This is a genomic window from Gimesia benthica (assembly GCF_009720525.1).
GTDB lineage: Bacteria > Planctomycetota > Planctomycetia > Planctomycetales > Planctomycetaceae > Gimesia > Gimesia benthica.
The window spans coordinates 1995846-2013391 of the sequence record NZ_CP043930.1 but is presented as its reverse complement, the minus strand read 5'-3'; the positions used below and the strand labels follow the sequence as shown (position 1 = coordinate 2013391).

The 17546-nt window shown below is 51.0% G+C and carries 12 protein-coding genes; 3 read left to right on the top strand and 9 right to left on the bottom strand.

Translation table 11 applies throughout. The features are described 5' to 3' along the window. Nucleotides 1–8: 8 nt before the first annotated feature. The 6 genes from F1728_RS07605 to F1728_RS07580 form a co-directional block, all read right to left on the bottom strand. Nucleotides 9–629 (bottom strand): GntR family transcriptional regulator, encoded by a 621-nt coding sequence (locus tag F1728_RS07605; protein ID WP_155363611.1) that lies wholly within the window; start codon nucleotides 627–629, stop codon nucleotides 9–11. A 692-nt stretch (nucleotides 630–1321) separates the two neighbouring features. Next, nucleotides 1322–2782, bottom strand: coding sequence for a glycosyltransferase family 2 protein (locus F1728_RS07600; RefSeq protein ID WP_155363610.1), 1461 nt, complete (start codon nucleotides 2780–2782; stop codon nucleotides 1322–1324). Nucleotides 2783–2951: 169 nt separating this feature from the next. Further along, the gene (locus tag F1728_RS07595; RefSeq protein ID WP_155363609.1) at nucleotides 2952–5066 is read right to left on the bottom strand and encodes a protein kinase domain-containing protein; all 2115 of its coding nucleotides are present in this window, start codon (nucleotides 5064–5066) and stop codon (nucleotides 2952–2954) included. Between the two features lie 18 nt (nucleotides 5067–5084). Then, entirely contained in the window at nucleotides 5085–5699 is a 615-nt protein-coding gene (locus F1728_RS07590; RefSeq protein WP_155363608.1) for an RNA polymerase sigma factor, read from the bottom strand. A 522-nt stretch (nucleotides 5700–6221) separates the two neighbouring features. After that, entirely contained in the window at nucleotides 6222–6701 is a 480-nt protein-coding gene (locus F1728_RS07585) for a MarR family winged helix-turn-helix transcriptional regulator (RefSeq protein ID WP_155363607.1), read from the bottom strand. Between the two features lie 161 nt (nucleotides 6702–6862). Then, nucleotides 6863–8023 carry an AraC family transcriptional regulator gene (locus tag F1728_RS07580; protein ID WP_194242729.1) on the bottom strand — a complete coding sequence of 387 codons (1161 nt, stop codon included), beginning with the start codon at nucleotides 8021–8023 and terminating at the stop codon, nucleotides 6863–6865. 206 nt (nucleotides 8024–8229) lie between these two features. Here F1728_RS07580 and F1728_RS07575 point away from each other — a divergent pair, with 206 nt between their 5' ends. Then, a complete protein-coding gene (locus F1728_RS07575; RefSeq protein WP_155363605.1) occupies nucleotides 8230–13662 on the top strand; it encodes a neutral/alkaline non-lysosomal ceramidase N-terminal domain-containing protein in 5433 nt (1810 codons plus the stop codon). A gap of 20 nt (nucleotides 13663–13682) precedes the next feature. Here F1728_RS07575 and F1728_RS07570 read toward each other — a convergent pair whose 3' ends face one another. Together F1728_RS07570 and F1728_RS07565 are read right to left on the bottom strand one after the other, a co-directional pair. Beyond that, nucleotides 13683–14219, bottom strand: a complete 537-nt coding sequence (locus tag F1728_RS07570; RefSeq protein ID WP_155363604.1) for a type 1 glutamine amidotransferase domain-containing protein — start codon at nucleotides 14217–14219, stop codon at nucleotides 13683–13685. A gap of 51 nt (nucleotides 14220–14270) precedes the next feature. Beyond that, on the bottom strand, nucleotides 14271–14813 hold the full coding sequence (locus tag F1728_RS07565) for a hypothetical protein (RefSeq protein ID WP_155363603.1): 543 nt from the start codon (nucleotides 14811–14813) through the stop codon (nucleotides 14271–14273). 137 nt (nucleotides 14814–14950) lie between these two features. Between F1728_RS07565 and F1728_RS07560 the strand changes: the two genes are divergently transcribed. After that, nucleotides 14951–15319 (top strand): cupin domain-containing protein, encoded by a 369-nt coding sequence (locus F1728_RS07560; RefSeq protein WP_155363602.1) that lies wholly within the window; start codon nucleotides 14951–14953, stop codon nucleotides 15317–15319. Nucleotides 15320–15349: 30 nt separating this feature from the next. After that, nucleotides 15350–15757 (top strand): VOC family protein, encoded by a 408-nt coding sequence (locus F1728_RS07555; RefSeq protein ID WP_155363601.1) that lies wholly within the window; start codon nucleotides 15350–15352, stop codon nucleotides 15755–15757. 28 nt (nucleotides 15758–15785) lie between these two features. On the opposite strand, the gene F1728_RS07550 is transcribed toward F1728_RS07555, so the two are convergent. After that, on the bottom strand, nucleotides 15786–17546 hold the full coding sequence (locus tag F1728_RS07550; protein ID WP_155363600.1) for a sugar phosphorylase: 1761 nt from the start codon (nucleotides 17544–17546) through the stop codon (nucleotides 15786–15788).

The following is a 17546-nucleotide window of genomic DNA, read 5'->3' as shown; positions in this document are numbered from 1 at the left end:
CATTTGATCTACTCAATATGATTTTCGATGATTTGCAGCGCCTCTGTCAGGCTCTGGTTTTTGAATGCTTCGATGATCGGCAGATGCTCTTCGTAGATCTGTAATGGATTCTTGTAGTTCAAATGTGCTTCGCGAAAATGCCGTCTAACTCGTGAAACGATGGCAGACCAGATTGCCAACAGGTCTGGGGACTGTGAGCTTGTTACCAGGGAGCGGTGAAATGCGATGTCATGCTCTGAAATCAGGGCGAAATCGCGGGCTTCGCATGCCTGCTTCATCTTCAGCAGGATGTTTTCCCAGACCTGAAAATCTTCCGCTGTGAGCTGATCAAAGAACAGTCGGACGGCATATTTTTCGATCGTGCAGCGGAGTGGAATAATGAGTTCGGTAATTTCATCAGGTGCAGACGTTGCCACCATCGCTCCCCTGTTGCGGTCCGTTTCCAGAACACCTTCCCAGGTTAACTGTTGAATGGCTTCACGAATCGGACCGCGACTGACTGAAAACCGTCTGGCGAGTTCGGTTTCCCGCAGTCGTTCCCCCTCCGCGATTCTACCAGCAAAGATGTCTTCTCTGAGTCGCTCAACGATCTGCTCGCCGAGACCTCTGACTAACTGTAAATCATTCATATATTGTACCTGCTAACCGAAACAGAGGTTCTAGTCTGGGCTATGACTCTTGAGAGCAGAGCTTGTTGGCAGTGATCTGCATCTAAAATGCACCGCACCATAGGTTGTCTTTTGTAAATTGTTAACAATATATTGTCAAATAAAAAGCTGGGACGTAATTCACTTTCAAAGAATTCAATATTGAAAAGTGTAAATAAAAATATATATGGCAATATGTATATTTTTTCGTGCGTGAATGACAAATCAGATCGGATTAGAGAATCGCAACCGAGGCGAGAGTCGATGTCTGTAAAATTAGACGCTATGGTGGAAGTTGAGAAAAGTGTTTATATTATTGTATTTACGTTGGGAAAATTATTGATCCCAGACTGTATTTGATTCGTTATTGACAGACAGGAGCGGTTTGTGTTCAAATAAACCTGTAGGGTTCGTAAGAACAGTTTTCTGCTTATTTCAGAAAAACCTTCCAATTTTATGATCATTTTCCGGAAGATTGTCCGGTTACATTCCTATATGACAGTAGAGGGTGTTATTCATTTTTGTGAAAACAAAATGAACTAATCACGAAAGACACGGGCTCACTTGCTTACTAAGCACACATCGTAGGGGACTAGTGCCTGCTTCCTATTTTGTGTTGTGAGCTCGTGTTTTTCTATTTCGTCCTCTTATTTCCTCGGCCGTATTAGAGATGCTCAATAGAGAATGTTCTCCGGCGTCTGAACGTGTCCGCAGTGCACTGAGGGGAGCATCAATATTTCACCATTTTCACGCTTGAGCTGCGCGCACCAGGCCCAGTCATGGGCAGGCGAATCTCGGTAGTGGCTACGCCAGTATTTAGGCGTGCGATCTTTCCAGTACATGAGGCAACCTGTACCACAATAGTCGACCGACGTGATTTTGTCGCCCAGTTCTTTAAAAGCTTTGACAACATGTTCCTCATCAAAATAGCCGCCGACAAACTGTGACTCGACATGCCGACTGCGGTAACAGCCTGAGACTGCATTCGGCGGGACCCAGCCAGTCATCAGATTTTCAGTTAGCTCTTTTCCTGCTTCGAGGGGGACCAGAATATCATCTTCAATGATCCAGTGGATCTCACCTTTCATTTCTGCCTTGAGTCGATTGCAGGCATGGGCCATGAACTGGGCCACCTTGTTTCTTCTGTCACGCTCAGTCGTGTGGTGATATTTAACCGGATGTGGCACGACTCTGATTGACTCAAAAATATTGAGATAGCGGTAGGCTTCTCTTCTGATTTGTTCGAGTGTGCGTGGGTTATTGGAGTTGTCCAGTAGAACCAGTTCAACCGGTTCCTGTGTATTGATCAGTTTGACCGCCTGAGCAACCGCTGACATCCACTGGGGAAAGTAGTCGACCAGGCGGCCGCTGATGATCGATCCTACACTGAGACGGGTGCAGATCTGTCTTATACGGGGGAGCATCGATTCCTGGCGTTCCTCTTTTTTGGTTTGAATGTTGGCAGACCAGGATCCGGGGTGTTGGCGGTAGAGCAGCACAGCCTGACTTTTCGCTGGTGTACCCAGGCGCGCACCGCGGAGGGCCAGGTCCCAGTCCCACATGGTATTGATTTTGTTACGCCATCCGCCGGCGGTTTCGAACGCGTGGCGATTCCACAAAGCAGAGGTGTTCACAAAATTTCGTAACCACAGGCGTCCGTCGTCCCATTCGGGCGCATCCCAGAATGTTGTAAAAGCGCCAAAAGCTTCGGCAGAACCATATATGAAGGGAGTCTCGGGAGTGATGGCGTCCAGATGCTTCTGGACATAGTCTGCCTGCAGAACGTCATCACCGTCCAGGAATAACAGATAATCTCCTTTGGCAAATGAGGCACCGCGATTCCGTGCTTCACAAACCCCCCGGTGAAACTGCGAGCGAATCACCTGTAGCCCCCGATCCTGGTATTGACCGGCAATTATGAGGGAGTTGTCAAAACTGCAGTCGTCAACATAGATGACTTCACAATCCACACTTTGATTTAATGCAGACTCAATTGCTTCTGCCAGAAATGGTCCATTGTTCCGCGCTGCAATTACGATGCTGACCAGACTCTGTTCGGGATCTGCCTGGAACTTTGTCTGATTTTCCAATCGTTCTACGCGCGCAGATTTTGGCCAGACTGCATTACCTACCATCGATTTAGCCCTTTTGAATTAGAATCTGAAAACACAAACCAGGTTGAAGTATTCAGAAGGGGACCGGAGGGTCAAGATATGGATTTCAGATTGGAAGGCGGGCTGGTGGTCTTGTGCCGAGTAGCGGTGTGCGACTTTTATCTGAACAAGGCGATGCGGGAGATGAAATTCAATATGAAAGAACTCTTGCATTTTGCAGACTGTTTTTTATTTCCTGAAAACCCTGTTCTGTAACATTGGAATTTTTCAGGTATAGCTTATCCATGCTTTGGAGCGTTTTGAGGGCAGGGACTGAGGCGTCAGAGGTTTTGGTGTCTTCCAGGTTCAACCAGTTCAGAGCGGGATTTGTTTGCAGAAACTGCAGACCTTTGTCGGAAGTATTTAAGCGTGCCAGATTGACTGATTCCAGGTTCTGCAGGGCACTGAGATGTTGTAATCCCTGATCAGTTAATTTCGGATTTTTATGAATTGAGAGATTGGTTAGATTTTTCAGGCTGCTGACGACTGCCAGGTCAGCATCAGTAATTCCTGTATTATGCAGGTCCAGTTTCAAGAGAGAGCCCATATTTTCCAGTGACTGTAGTGAGCCGGTAGTGATCCGGCAGTCATACATATTGAGTGCCTCGAGTCTTGAGAGATTTTTGAGAGGAGCCAGCAGTTCGGGAGTGATGGGCTGGGGTTTGAAATCAATTCCTATGATGGAAAAATCACGATCAGGGAGCGATTCAACTTGACTGATGGGGGTATTTTCACCTGAGATCAGTAGCTCGCAGCGATGTTTGAGGAACCAGACTGCAGCTTTTCTTTCCAGTTCCGGATTGATAACGGACTGAATCCCTGTAGATATACCGGCTGTTTGTATGGTTTGGTTGTCTGCTATTTTGGGATTATTCAACCAGATCATCGCACCAGCCATTCCCAATGCACAGGCGATGAAAATAGATGAACTGACCATTCTCTTTCGGAGAGGGGCGGATTCTCCCAACTGACTGTATTGAGTCGTCGCCGTTTGTTGCAGTGCTTCGATTGCAGGGGAGAGCCTTGCGTTCGTACATAATTGTTTCAGTTCCTGAGACTCGGTGAACCGGGTTTCCGAAGATTCGCTGAGTGGTAGCTCCGATCGCTGATACAGAAAGTGGTCGAGGATCTCCACAACTTCTGCCATAGTCTGAATCCGTTCTTCCGGATCTTTTTTCATCATGGACTGAAAAAGATCTTCAATTTCAGGGGGGATGTTCGGAATGGGAACTCGCAGATGTGGCGGTGGTGTCTCGCGATGCGCGATAATCGTTTCGAGTTGCGATGTCTTCTTGAATGGGGGCCGGCCAGTGAGCATCTGATAGAAAGCGCAGCCCAGACTGTAAATGTCTGCGCGCTGGTCAATGTTTTTGACGTTTTGTGCCTGCTCCGGGGCCATGTAATAGACGCTGCCCATAATGCAGTTACTATCGGTCAGGTCGCTGCATTCCCCCTGTTTCAATCCGGCCAGTCCGAGGTCAAGAATCTTGACCTGCCCGTCGGTGGTCAGAAACAGGTTGGAGGGTTTGATGTCCCTGTGGATTAACTGATGGTTGTGGATGTACTGCAGGCCATTTGCCACCTGTCTCAGGATGTAACAAGCGGATGAGAGAGGGATCTTTTTTTCCGCATTCAGGATGGATTTGACATCGTGGCCGTCCAGGTATTCCATCACCAGAAAGCAGGTCCCGTCGATCTCTCCTGCATCGGTAGCTTTGACAATGTTGGCATGATCCAGGCTGCCGATTACTTCCATTTCCCGGTAAAACCGTTGAACCTGAGTCTCGTCATCGACGCGATTATTCAGGATCAGTTTCACAACGACCTGTTTTTTCAGATGTGAATGTGTGGCACGGTAGACGGCTCCCATGCCTCCTTTCCCAATCTGTTCAATGAGATGGTAATTCCCAATGGTTCTGATGGGGGCTTCATCGGGCAGTGTCGATGTAGAGGCTGCGATGTCAGCCGATTGTTCGGCTGTCTTATTATCGGAGGTGCCGGGGTTGTGGATGGAAGAAAATGTGGAGCGAAAAAGTTTGTCGATCCGATCGTCGGTAAAAGCGTGCTTCTCTACAGGCTCATCCAGGGTCTGTTGCCGATGACGGTTATGCCAGACTTTGAGCTCATCGTCTTCTGACTGGATCTCAATTCGTTTCTGGCAACTGCCGCACTCATTGAGGTGCTCAGAATAGCGCTGTAAATCTTCGCCATTCAGGTCATGTACCAGATATTGGTGGATTTGATTATCCGAGAGGCAATTTTCCATGAAGAACTCAAGATCTGCTTACTTCTGGAATACGACGCTGTCAAAGGAAAGACGTTTGATTTCCTCTTTCAGTTTCTGTTGAACCAGGAACTTGGCTTTGTAAATCCAGTTCGGATCAACGTCCAATTCTACCGCCGCTGCTTTGGTAGGGGAATCCTGAATCCAGGTGAGTTCAAACGCGCGCCAGGTTTTTTCATCAAATTGCGGGCGGATTGTCTGCAATGCGGTTTCATAGATATGACTGCAGAATTCATCAGACCAGACACCATCGATTTCTCCCGGGTGTTTGTTGATAAACTCTTCCAGTTCGCTTTTTCCCGTCTGGTGTTGAACCCGCTGGTTCTTTTTCCAGAACCGGCAGATTTCGTGGTAGGTGACGGTACCCAGCCAGGAACGAAAACGGCCCAGCTTTCTGTTGTACTCAAATGAGTTCAGGGATGTGCTGATCTGGCGAAAGACTTCCTGGCAGACATCCTCGGCATCGGCGTCATTCAGCCGTTTTTTTCGGCAGTAATTGTAGATCAGGGGGCCGTAGATTTTTACAAACTCCCGCCACGCCTCCGCATCCGTATGCAGGCGGACACGGTTCAGCAGCGTTATATGTGTCGAAGGCCATTCAGTGCCGTAGTTCATTTGATGGCGTTCCTTACCGATCACCTTACAACCTCAGCAATAACAGTGGTCAAACGCTGATTGCAATCGATTGGTTATTGCAGGGAGTCAACTAAGTTCAGGAAGGCAGATGTATCAGAGATACATTATTCAATGTACTCAAACTGCTTAAGGAATGGAATAAAATTATCCAGTAGTAATCAGACAATCCGGTATTATCTGGAGTTCATCAAAATCTCTGAATATGATCGCCAGAACTGGCGCATACCTTCCCCGTGATAATATAACTACCTTTAAAAAAGAGATCTGATTCAGAGAATTCAGATTATTGGCAAAAAAGTCAAAACTTGTGCAGGCATCGGCTATGCATAGCGTGCTTAGTAAGTACGGAACTCCTGACTCACGCATTGTTTAGGGGGGAGGACCGTTTCGAGATGTGAGAAAAAATCTGGCGAGGCTCGAATGTTAATTCAGGAGATTTGACATTGCCTGGATAGTGACGGCCGCTTAAATCCACGAACTGCAAAGCAGGTCATTTGAATTCTAGTTGGCGGGAACCAACGAGGTTCGGGCCTTCTCGAGAAGCCGGGACAGCTCATTCAGTTCATTTTTACTCAAATGGCCGATCAATTTGCGGTGCAATTCGAGATCCGGCTCATCGATCTGCTTGAGCAGTTTGAGTGCTTTCGGTGTGATTTCAATGTAAACCACACGCCGGTCTTCCGTGCAGCGTTTGCGTTTGACCAGATCCTGAGCCTGCAGTCGGTCCAGTAATCCGGTGATGGCGGGAACGACCTGTACCATTCGACCGGCAATTTCCAGTGAAGGCATGGGTTTACCTTCTCCGCGTAGAATGCGTAAAACATTATACTGAGAAGGGGTTAAGCCAAATTCCCGGAACAGCTTACCGAACTGGTTATGAAAAATATCGCTGGTTCGCAGGATATTTAAAATGGCTGCCTGTTCCAGAGAATCGAAAGGTTGTTTCTTTTTTAGCTCTTCTTGCAGATTGCTGTGCGCCATTTTTAGCCCTGATGTATGAGATGGAATCCGGCCATTTTATGGGTAAGTATTTGAGGCGTCAATAGCCTCTTATCGACTATCATTGATCTTATTCCAGTTAGAATTTCTCTAATCAAATTTCTGATTCTTTTAAAGCAATGATGAGATGAAGCAGATTCCTTCTAATGTTGCGCCTTCATTCGAAACTCGGTCGGAGTACAGTCCTCATGCTGCCTGATGATCACACTCAGGTAGGCGGCACTGGAGAATCCAGACATGGCTGCAATCTGTTCGAGCGTGAAATCAGTGTCAATCAGCAATTGTCTGGCGCGCCGGAGACGTTCTTCCGCGATGATCTGGTGCGGCGTTTTTCCCACCAGTCTGGTAAAGCGACGTTCCAGGGAACGCCGTGCCAGATTGACGTGGCGGGCAATCAGTGAAACACTGATTTTCCCACACGCATTGTGCCTGATAAATTCGAGTGCTGCTGCGATTGCGGGGTCATCGACGGCGATGGTATCAGTGGAGCGGCGGGGAATCAGCAGGCGGGGAGGGACCAGGATTGTTGAATCTTCGGTCTGTTCTCCTTTCATCAGGCGATCAAGCAGCGCTGCAGCCTGGTAACCTACCGCTTTGGCCTGATGGGCGATGCTGGTCAGAGGTGGGTCAACTGCCTCACAGAAGACATCGTCATCGTCCACTCCCACGACAGCCACCTGTTCCGGTACCGCGATATTACGCCGGCGGCAGGCATCCAGGACACAGAGCGCCCGCAGATCATGAGCTGCCATCAGTCCGACCGGCTTTGGAAGCGATTCCAGCCAGTCGCCCAGATCCTCTTGTCCTCCGTTCCAACTCTCCACGAATCTTCTGCGGGAAAGCGGGGAGTAAATTTCACAACTGGCACCCTGTCGCGCTGCCTGTTCAGCAAATGCCTGTTGCCGACGAAGAGACCAGTTGGCCCGTTCAACACCCACAAAGGCAAAATTTCTGAGGTGCCTATCCTGTAAATGTTCGAAGGCAATCCGGGCCAGAGCTGTATCATCAGAGTAAACGCCGGGCAGACCCAGGTTGGGGATCTGCTGCAGAGTGTCGACTACGGGGACATTGGCCGCTGACAGTCGCTCTGCCATCTGACGTGAACGGACGCGGGCAATGATGCCATCTCCCTCCCAGCCATTCAGCCAGTCAGGTAACGACGTCTCTGGTCCCCATTCATCAATGTAGACAGACCAGGGCCCATGGGTCCGCGAATAGCTGGAGATTCCCTGCAGGATTTCTCTACCGAAAGTTTTGGACGTTTCTATGAATATCGCCACCTGGGGGGCGGTACGGTTCTGCATTACTGAGTTCCGGTGTCGCAAAATTGAAAGTGAATGACGCATCACTGGATTGATTACGCCTCTCTGCCGAGGTTACACTGAAGTGATTATTTGATAATAAAGATTTTTAAAAAATGAGAACAGCCTGGGATCACTGGAATTGATTCAATCAAAATCAATACCTGCGCTAGTCATCCAGACTGTTTTCCAGAACAGGACCCCAGCTCATGCACGCCTTTCGCCTCTTAACGACGGCAGTGGTCTTCAGTATTTCTTTTTCGATCACTCACGCTGAAAAAACGAAAACATTTTCAGTAGGGATCGCCAAAGTCGATATCACTCCGGAGTATCCGGTCCCCTTAAGCGGATACGCCGCTCGTGGATCGAAGCTGATCAATCAGGTGGAACAGCATTTATGGGCACGTGCCGTTGCTGTTGAGGATCAACAGGGTAAGCCACGTGTGCTGATCACGGTTGATAACTGTGGCGTTCCCGCTCTCGTGACGAAACAGGTTGTCGCGAATCTGAAAGATAAATATGAAATGACGCCATCCGGCGTTGTGATCTGTTCGACTCACACCCATTCCGCCCCCATGCTGACTGATGTGTTGCCAAACCTGTTCACGAAAGATCTGACCAAAGAGGAGCAGGCAGTGATTGCCCGCTATACTCAGGAGTTAGTGGAGAATTTGACCGAGGTTGCAAAGCAGGCGATTCAGGATTCCCGTCCTGCACACCTGGAATGGGGAACTGGAACAGCCACCTTTGCCAAAAACCGCAGACAGATCACCGGGCCCGTCGATTACGAGGTACCGATTCTGGTCGTGAAAAGTCCGGAGGGAAAGCGTCGCGCGATTCTGGTGAGCTATGCCTGTCACTGTACTACATTAGGACCGGTCCCATTTATGTCGGGGGACTGGGCCGGGTGTGCTGTCGAAGGGATCGAAACCGATTATCCGGGGTGCATGGCAATGGTGGCCATTGGTTGTGGAGCCGATCAGAATCCCAAAGTCCGTGGCGACGATCAGGGAGCTGCCCGGGTGAATGGGCGGGGGCTCGCCGATGGTGTCAAGCAGCGGTTGAAGACGAGTCTGACACCGATTACCGGCAGCCTGACCACACACAGCCAGGAAGTGAAACTCCCGTTGGCGACTCTGCCGACAGAGGAAGAGTGGAAATCGCTGGCACAAAAGCCTGGCATTACGGGCTACCACGCTCAGAAAAATCTGAAACGACTGGCACAGGGCGAGGCTTTAATTGACGAGATCGACTATCCGGTGAAATCCTGGGTGTTCGGCGACGACCTGGCAATGGTGTTTCTTGGTGGAGAGGTGGTCGTCGATTACTCACTGGCGATCAAGAGTAAGTACGGAGAGAAAGTCTGGGTCTCTTCTTATGCGAATGATGTTCCCTGTTACATTCCGTCCGAACGCGTCCTGCAAGAAGGAGGCTACGAAGGGCGGAATGCGATGGTCTGGTATGACAAGCCGGGTCCGTTTGCACCGGGACTGGAAGGGAAAATTCTCAAGACAGTGGCCGCTCAAATTCCCGCTGACTTTAAGCCTGCGGAAGATGTCAGCCGAACAGGTGGGAAACGACCACTGACTCCGGAAGAATCGATTTCCCGGATGAATTACGCAGATGACCTGCAGGTCGATGTGGTGGCCGCCGAGCCGCTGGTAGTCGATCCGGTGGCAGTGGAGTTCGGACCGGATGGAAAACTGTGGGTTGTGGAAATGCGAGACTATCCGCAGGGGATGGACGGCAATCTCAAGCCGGGGGGCGTGGTCAAATTTCTGGAAGACCTCGATCAGGACGGGACCTACGATAAATCAACTGTGTTTCTGGAGGGGCTGCCGTTTCCCACCGGACTGATGGTCTGGAAAAACGGGTTGCTGGTCTGTACTGCCCCCGATGTGATTTATGCAGAAGACACCGACGGCGACGGGAAAGCAGACATCAACCGCAAGGTGCTCACCGGTTTTGCAACCCACAACTATCAGGCACGAGTCAACAGTCTGGCACCGGGCCTGGATAACTGGGTCTATGCTTCCGGGGGGCTTTTTGGCGGGATCATCAAATCCTTCAACGGTCAGACCGTTAATGTTACCAATCGGGATTTTCGCTTTCATCCTGAGACGGGAGAACTGGAGCCGGTCAGTGGACGAACCCAGCAGGGGCGAGTCCGCGATGACTGGGGAGACTGGTTTGGTTGTCGGAATGGCAGTCTGTGTGTGCATTATCCCGTGGATGAAGCTTACTATCGTAAAAATCCGTATGTGGTTTCACCGCCGGCTGAAGTGGCCGTGCCCCGCGGTGATGACGCCAGTCAGTTATATCCGGTCGGGGAACTGGTTCAATTCCACCTCAGTGGACAACGCGGCCGACCGACGTCTGCCTGTGGACTGGGGCTCTATCGCGATGTCGCACTGGGCGATCCCTTTTATGAAAATGCGTTTGTCTGTGAACCAGTGAATCAGTTGGTGCATCGTCGCGTCTTGAAACCTGAGGGAGTGACATTCGCCGGCTACCGGGCGAAAGAAGAGCAGGGACGTGAATTTCTGACATCGACCGATAACTGGTTTCGCCCCGTTCAGATGAGAACCGCTCCCGATGGCTCGCTATACATCGTCGACATGTACCGTTATCTGATTGAGCATCCCAAATTTCTTTCCCCGGAGTCCGTACAGAAACTGAATGTCCGCGCGGGGGAGACGCGGGGGAGGATCTATCGTGTGACGCGTAAGGGACAACAGCTCAAGTCCATTCCGGATCTGAAACGACTCAGTGCTGCGAAAGTGGCAGGGTTGATGGAAAGTAAGAATGGTACTCTGCGTGATATGGTGCAGCAGGAACTTCGCTTACGCGGCGATCAGAGTGCTGTTCCAGTCTTGAAACAGATCGCAGCAGAGGCCGAATTCCCCGCCTCACGCCTGCAGGCATTGTGCACACTGGATGCGTTACAGGGACTTGATCCGGAATTGTTACAACCGCGGATTAACGATGCTCATCCGGGAGTCCGACGCGAAGCGATTCGACTGTCGGAACCATTTTTGAATGAATCGTCTCCACTGGCAGATGCGGTCTTGGCACAGGCAAAGCAGGAACAGGATCCGTCTGTGATTCTGCAACTGGCTTACTCTCTTGGTGATTTAAAAGGCGATGCCGCGACGGCAGCGTTATTGAAATTGATGCAGCAGCATGCCGACAGTGTTTATATTCGCTCTGCAGTACTGACGAGTTTTGAACCAAGCCGACTGGCATCCGCAATCGCATCACTTTTGCCTCAGGTGACAGCCAATCCGAAGATGCTGCCGGTGCTTAATGCACTGACCGATATGGCAATCGCTTCGAAGCAGCCCAAGGTGTTGAATGACCTGGCTGTCCATCTGACTGCGCATGCTGCCGAAAGTCAGCAGATTCCGAGTTGGGAATGGAACTTGCTTGCTCAGTTACTGCAGTCGCCTCAGGTGAAACAGCAGGGCCATTCGGATGTATTTCAGGAACAGATCTCGGCTTTGAGTCCGCGTGCCCGTGAGCTGGTATCTGATGTCGATCAGTCCCCGGAAGAACGGGTGACCTCCCTGGAGTTTTTATTAAGCCTGAAACAGAATCAGAAGGACCTCGATTTTGTTGCCGATCTGCTCTCTCCCCAGACACCATTGAAGCTGCAGATTGCTGCATTGAGAAACCTGATCGCCACCCAGAATCCAGAGGCACTGGAGCTGGTGTTTGAAAACTGGAAGCAGTTCACGCCTTCTATTCAGGCAGAAGTTCTGAATCAGTTACTCCTGCGGGAATCGACGACTCAGGCACTGCTGAAACAGGTTGAACAGAAGCAGGTGCAACCTGCCCAGATTGATCTGACGAATCAACAGCGATTGCTCGAGCATAAGAATTCCAAGATTAAAGAGCACGCGCAGAAACTGTTTTCCGCGGCCAGCAGTGCCAGTCGCGAACAGGTACTGAAGCAGTATCAGTCGGTTGATCTGAAACAGGGGAACCTGGAACGAGGGCGGCAGGTCTTTGAGAAGCAGTGTGCCAGCTGTCATCGCCTGGATGGCAAAGGACATGTGGTCGGTCCTGACCTGGCAGCACTGACGGATCAATCCAAGTCATTTTTGCTGACTTCAATTCTGGATCCGAATAAAGCCGTCGATGGTCGTTATGCTTCCTATCTGGCGGTAACGGAAGATGGAAAACTTAATACGGGGATTCTGGTTTCCGAACAGAGCAACAGTATCACGCTGAAAGCGCAGCAGGGAAAAGTGCTGACGATTCTGAGAGCCCAGATTGACGAGTTGATCAATTCGGGTAAGTCACTCATGCCCGAGGGGCTGGAACGGGAAATTCCTCCCGCAGCGATGGCGGATCTGATTGTGTATCTCCAGGAACACAGTGCCCCCGTGACCTACAAGTACGCGGGAGCGGTGACTCCGGATGCCAGTTATCCCGATGATGCACAGAAGCCGAAGCTGGTCGATCGGATGAACGGAACTCCCAAATTCAATGACGGCCAATGGGTCGGGTTCCGCTTCACTGGCGAGCACCCCCAGCCGCGAATTGAACTGGATCTGGGGAAGAAGATGCCTCTGCAGTCATTGCGGATCGTGTATGGCGTCAATCATGAACCGGGATCAATTCATGCTCCGCGATCAGTGCGGGTTTCCTTCAGCAACAACGGGCGTGAGTTTGGTAATCCGGTACAGTTTTCGGAATTCGATAACCACCCGGATGGACTGGGGCTGTATGAAATTGATCGACGCATGATTGAAATCACGTTCCCGGAACAACGGGGACGGTTTGTACGCATTGATTTTCAAAGTGCCGGTCGCTGGCTGTTTCTTTCGGAAATCTCGCTGGCCAGTACCGCTACCAGCGATCAGCATCAGGCGGTATCCGTTACACCCGGCGCTGCAGAACAGGCTGCTCCTGAAGTCGATCCGGTGGCCCGAATCAAGTCTCTGGTGGCGGATGTTAAAGTCGGTACACCCGATGAATATCGCAACATTCCTGATATCTGGAGACAGGCGATTGCTGCCGGAAAACGAAATCAGGCGGATGAACTTCATCGCTTGCTGGCTGCTTCACTGCCGGACTTCGGACAGTCGCTGGAGTGCTGGCAGGCCGTGGTGATAGGCGGTGGTGTGATCAACGGGATCACCATCGCCGGCGACTGGCCACGAACGAAAATCGAAAACATTCTCAAAGCCACTCCTCCGCTGGAAGTTCGCTGGAAGCAGTCGCTGCATGCTGCAGTCAAGATGGCCGATGATCCCAAAATCAAATCGGGTACCCGCTATGATGCACTGCGCATGGTGGCCATGCTCGACTACGAGAAATGTCAGCAGCAGTTGAAACGTTACCTGATGGATGCGAAGCAGGCCGAATTGCAGATGGGAGCCGTCAGTGGGCTGGGCGACATCAATACCCCGGAAGCGGCTCAGGATCTGATCACCGCGCTGCCGAAATTGACTCCGCGGAACCGGAAGCTTGCGGTCGAGGCTCTCGTCAGAACAGAGGTCCGCACGTTGATGCTGCTGCAGGCGCTGGAGAAAAAAGAGCTGGCTGCCGAACTGGTGGATGCCTCAGTTCAGCAGCAGCTGAAAATGTCAGAGAATGCCGAGATTAAGAAACGGGCACAGACCGTCTTTCCCTGACGGTCTGTGAAATGGTTTCTTTACTTCGACTGAAGGACATCCAGGATACCACGACAGAAGTCAGGGAGGTCACCCGGGCGACGACTGCAGACGAAGTGTCGGTCCACGACAACAGGTGCGTCTTCCCAGATGGCGCCGGCATTGACGAGGTCGTCTTTGATTCCGGGAGAACCGGTGACTTTGACGCCCTGATAGATGCCGGCAGAGATCGGCATCCAGCCACCGTGACAGATGGCTGCAATCAGCTTTTCGCTTTCATGGAATTCCTGCAGCAGCGAAAGTACTTTTTCATAGCGGCGGAGCTTATCGGGCATCCAGCCGCCGGCACAGATTACCCCCTGGTAATCGCTGGATGAAATGCTCTCAATGGTGGCTTCCGATTCTGCCGGATAGCCATGCTTACCCAGGTAGGTCTGATTGGCTTCCAGTCCCGCCATGGTTGTCTCTGCGCCCGCTTCTTCGAGACGGAGCTTCGGGTACCAGAGTTCGAGGTCTTCGTAGTCCGCTCCTACGAACAGTAGAAACTTCTGTCCGGCGAGGGGGAGTGAATCAGTCATAGAATATCCTTTAAGGTTTTGAGGTTAATTTTAAAAATGAAGTTGGCTATCTCATGCAGCCGGCCAGAAGGATCCGAAAATGAGTCCGACGATAACCGCATACAGAATCGATTCGATGATATGTCCGGTGATACGATTGTGGAACCAGATCGCATGCTGCACGATAGCAGAGAGAAACGTCAGTAACGCAGCCAGGGCGAAAAAGCGAAAGACGACTGTGAATTCTGCACCCGGCGAGAGTACCAGCGTCGCGAGGCAGACCAGCGCAAAGCTGATTACGAGAAAGTAAAGAAACGTCAGCCCCAGGTTTCTACCCATATTGACTTTGTCAAACAGGGTGATAATTCCACGGGGCCCCTGTTCCCACTTCTGCTGGTAGGATTCGCTTTTCATCTCTTCGGGGGTTTTGCAGCCAGGGAACATGTAGCTGCCCCGGCCCAGGTTCAGACCTCGCAACGCATCGAGGAACTCGTCTTCCTGTTCGATCTTAATCCAGTCTGATCGATGCAACTGGAAGACCATCCAGGACAGAAAGCTGGCAAAAAACAGTGCAACGGCAGATAACAGGACAGGTATCAGCAGACTTGCTACCATGTGTTCAACTCCCGAATGTTACAGGAAAAGAGATGCTGGATTGATTCGGTCTCATGATAAAAATTCAGGACCGGCATTCCTAGTACCTCAACGAAGATTCATAACCACATTAGCCAAGATGATCGGAAAGGATCAACATGCCTCAATTCATTGAACGTCCTGTCGTTGTAGAAGCCGCCGGTAACAAACCCAAGCAGATTGAAGAGTTTGTGGGGCGAGTGAATACGGGAGACGACGCGATCAGCATCGCCCGTATGGTTTCTCCCGGTGGCTGGGTAGAACCGGCCCAGACACCTGATTTTCGGGAAACGACCGTGGTTTTGAAAGGCACGCTGCAGGTTGAGACGCGTGAGGGGATGTTTGAAGTCAAGACGGGACAGGGGATAATACTGGAGCCCGGCGAGTGGGTTCGTTACAGTACACCTGGCGCGGAGGGGGCCGAATATATCGCGGTTTGTACGCCCGCCTTTTCGCCCGATACCGTTCATCGCGACGAGGCATCCTGAAACTTTTAGAGTGAAGCAGGAGATACGCTGATGCAGTCAGGCCCCAACACTATTCAGGAACTGGTACCGCTTCTGTTTGTGGAAGATGTCATGCAGTCTGTCTCCTTTTATCGGGATCAACTCGGTTTTGAGATGACACTGAACTGGGAACCGGAGGGGAAACTGTCCTGGTGCCGGCTGGAGCGGGATGGCGTGGCTCTGATGCTGCAGCTGGCTTGCCCGGATGAAGACGGGACCACTGAGGAACGGAGCAAAGGCATCGGCTTCTTTTTTCTATGTGAGGATGCACATGCCATGTACGAGGAACTGCGTGGCAAGGGAATGGGACTGGATCCGCCGAAAGTAGCCTTCTACGGAATGAACCAGCTGTTTCTGAAAGATCCCGATGGTTATGAGCTCTGTTTTCAGAATCCGGTTCCTGAAAGAATGGCAGAATAACTCAATCACCGTGTCGAATCAGGAGAAGTTACTCACGTTCAAATAAATTGGTCAGCCAGACCACCTGGTAAGGTTTGAGAGTCAGTTCTGCTCTGAGGTTGGAATAGATTTCACCGCTGATCAAATCGATCCAGGAATCGGTGCCGATCAGGTTGATCTCTGAGAGGGGCAGGATTTGTTCGGTATTTGACACATTATTCAGTGCGAAAATACTCTGCTGTCGATCCATGCTCTGTCTCCAGAAAGCAAAGACGGCATCCCCCAGATGTAAAGTGAACTGGGTCGCGTTGGGATGGAACGCGGGCTGACGTCTGCGAACCTGAAGCAGATGGCAGAGTCCCTGGAAGACATGGGCGTGTGAGAAATTTTCATCGGCCAGAACCGCCTGTAATTGTTCGTAGTCCCAGCGGTGCCGGTTGATGGAGCGGTTGTGCCCCGTGCGTTCAACGCCTTCCTGGTCGTTATGGGTTCCCAGAAAGCTGTGAATATAGAGTGCAGGGATGCCTTCCAGTGCAATCATGATGGCATGCGCACAGAGGAAGCGGGGGATTTGCCATTCATCTTGTCCGTCGATTGTGCCTTTCATGGCGTCAAACAGAGAGATGTTGATCTCGTAAGGTCGCATGCCTCCTCCCGGAAGGGAACGCATAGAGATGCGACCGCCGAACTGTTCCATCATGGTGACCATCCGGTTGATTTCTTCGTCGTCCATCAGACCTTCTGCCGGTCGCAGGCCGATTCCGTCGTGAGAGGCGATGAAGTTTAGATAAGTCGTACCATGCAGTGCTGGTGGCATACTCATCATCCAGGTCTTCAGATGCTGACAGCTGCCACAGAGCATGGCGTTGACCAGCAGTGGGGGCAGTGAGAAATTATAGATGGCATGGGCTTCGTTCGAGTTTCCGAAATAAGCCAGATTTTCGCGATTGGGAATATTGGTTTCTGTGAGAATCATGGCCTGGGGGGAGACAAACTGGATCAGGGTTCTCAGCAGGCGGACGATTTCATGGGTTTCCGGCAGGCTGAGGCAGGTGGTTCCTGCGACTTTCCAGATGAACGCGATCGCATCGAGGCGAAAAATCTGCACACCATGGTCCAGGTAAAGTTTGACTATCTTTACCACTTCTTTAAGTAGCAGTGGCTCTGCGAAGTTCAGGTCGATCTGATCATGACTGAAGGTGCACCAGACGTATCGCGGCCCTTCTGGCGTATCGATGCGCTGCAGCAGTTCATTAGTGCGGGGGCGAACGACATCGGCCAGGTCGTCGTCCGGGCTGGCACAGAAGAAAAAGTCCCGGCCGGGAAATTCGCCACGTTTAAACTGTTGAAACCATTCACTCTGACTTGAACAATGATTGATGACCAGATCCGACATTAACTGGAATTTTTCCGCGATGGCATTGATGTCTTCCCAGTCACCGAGGGTGGGATTCACCTGATGGTAATCGATCACCGAAAAACCATCATCAGAGCTATACGGGAAGAAGGGGAGAATATGAATGCCGTTGATTGTATTGCTGAGATATTTTTCCGAGAAATGGAGCAGGGTCTGCAGGGGACTCTCGTTTTCTGCCAGCAGACTGTCGCCGTAAGTGATCATGACGACGTTCCGCTGGTCCCAGTGATTCTGATGCGTTTCCGGCGTCTGGCACTGCCCGTCCGGGCACATGATGTCGATTAGATCCTGGGCAAACGCTGCATGGTCCAGCTCGGGATAAATGATCTTGAGATGGTTCTCGACCATGAAACGGTATTCACTGATGGCAGAGTGCGCGACAGGTTCGGTCAT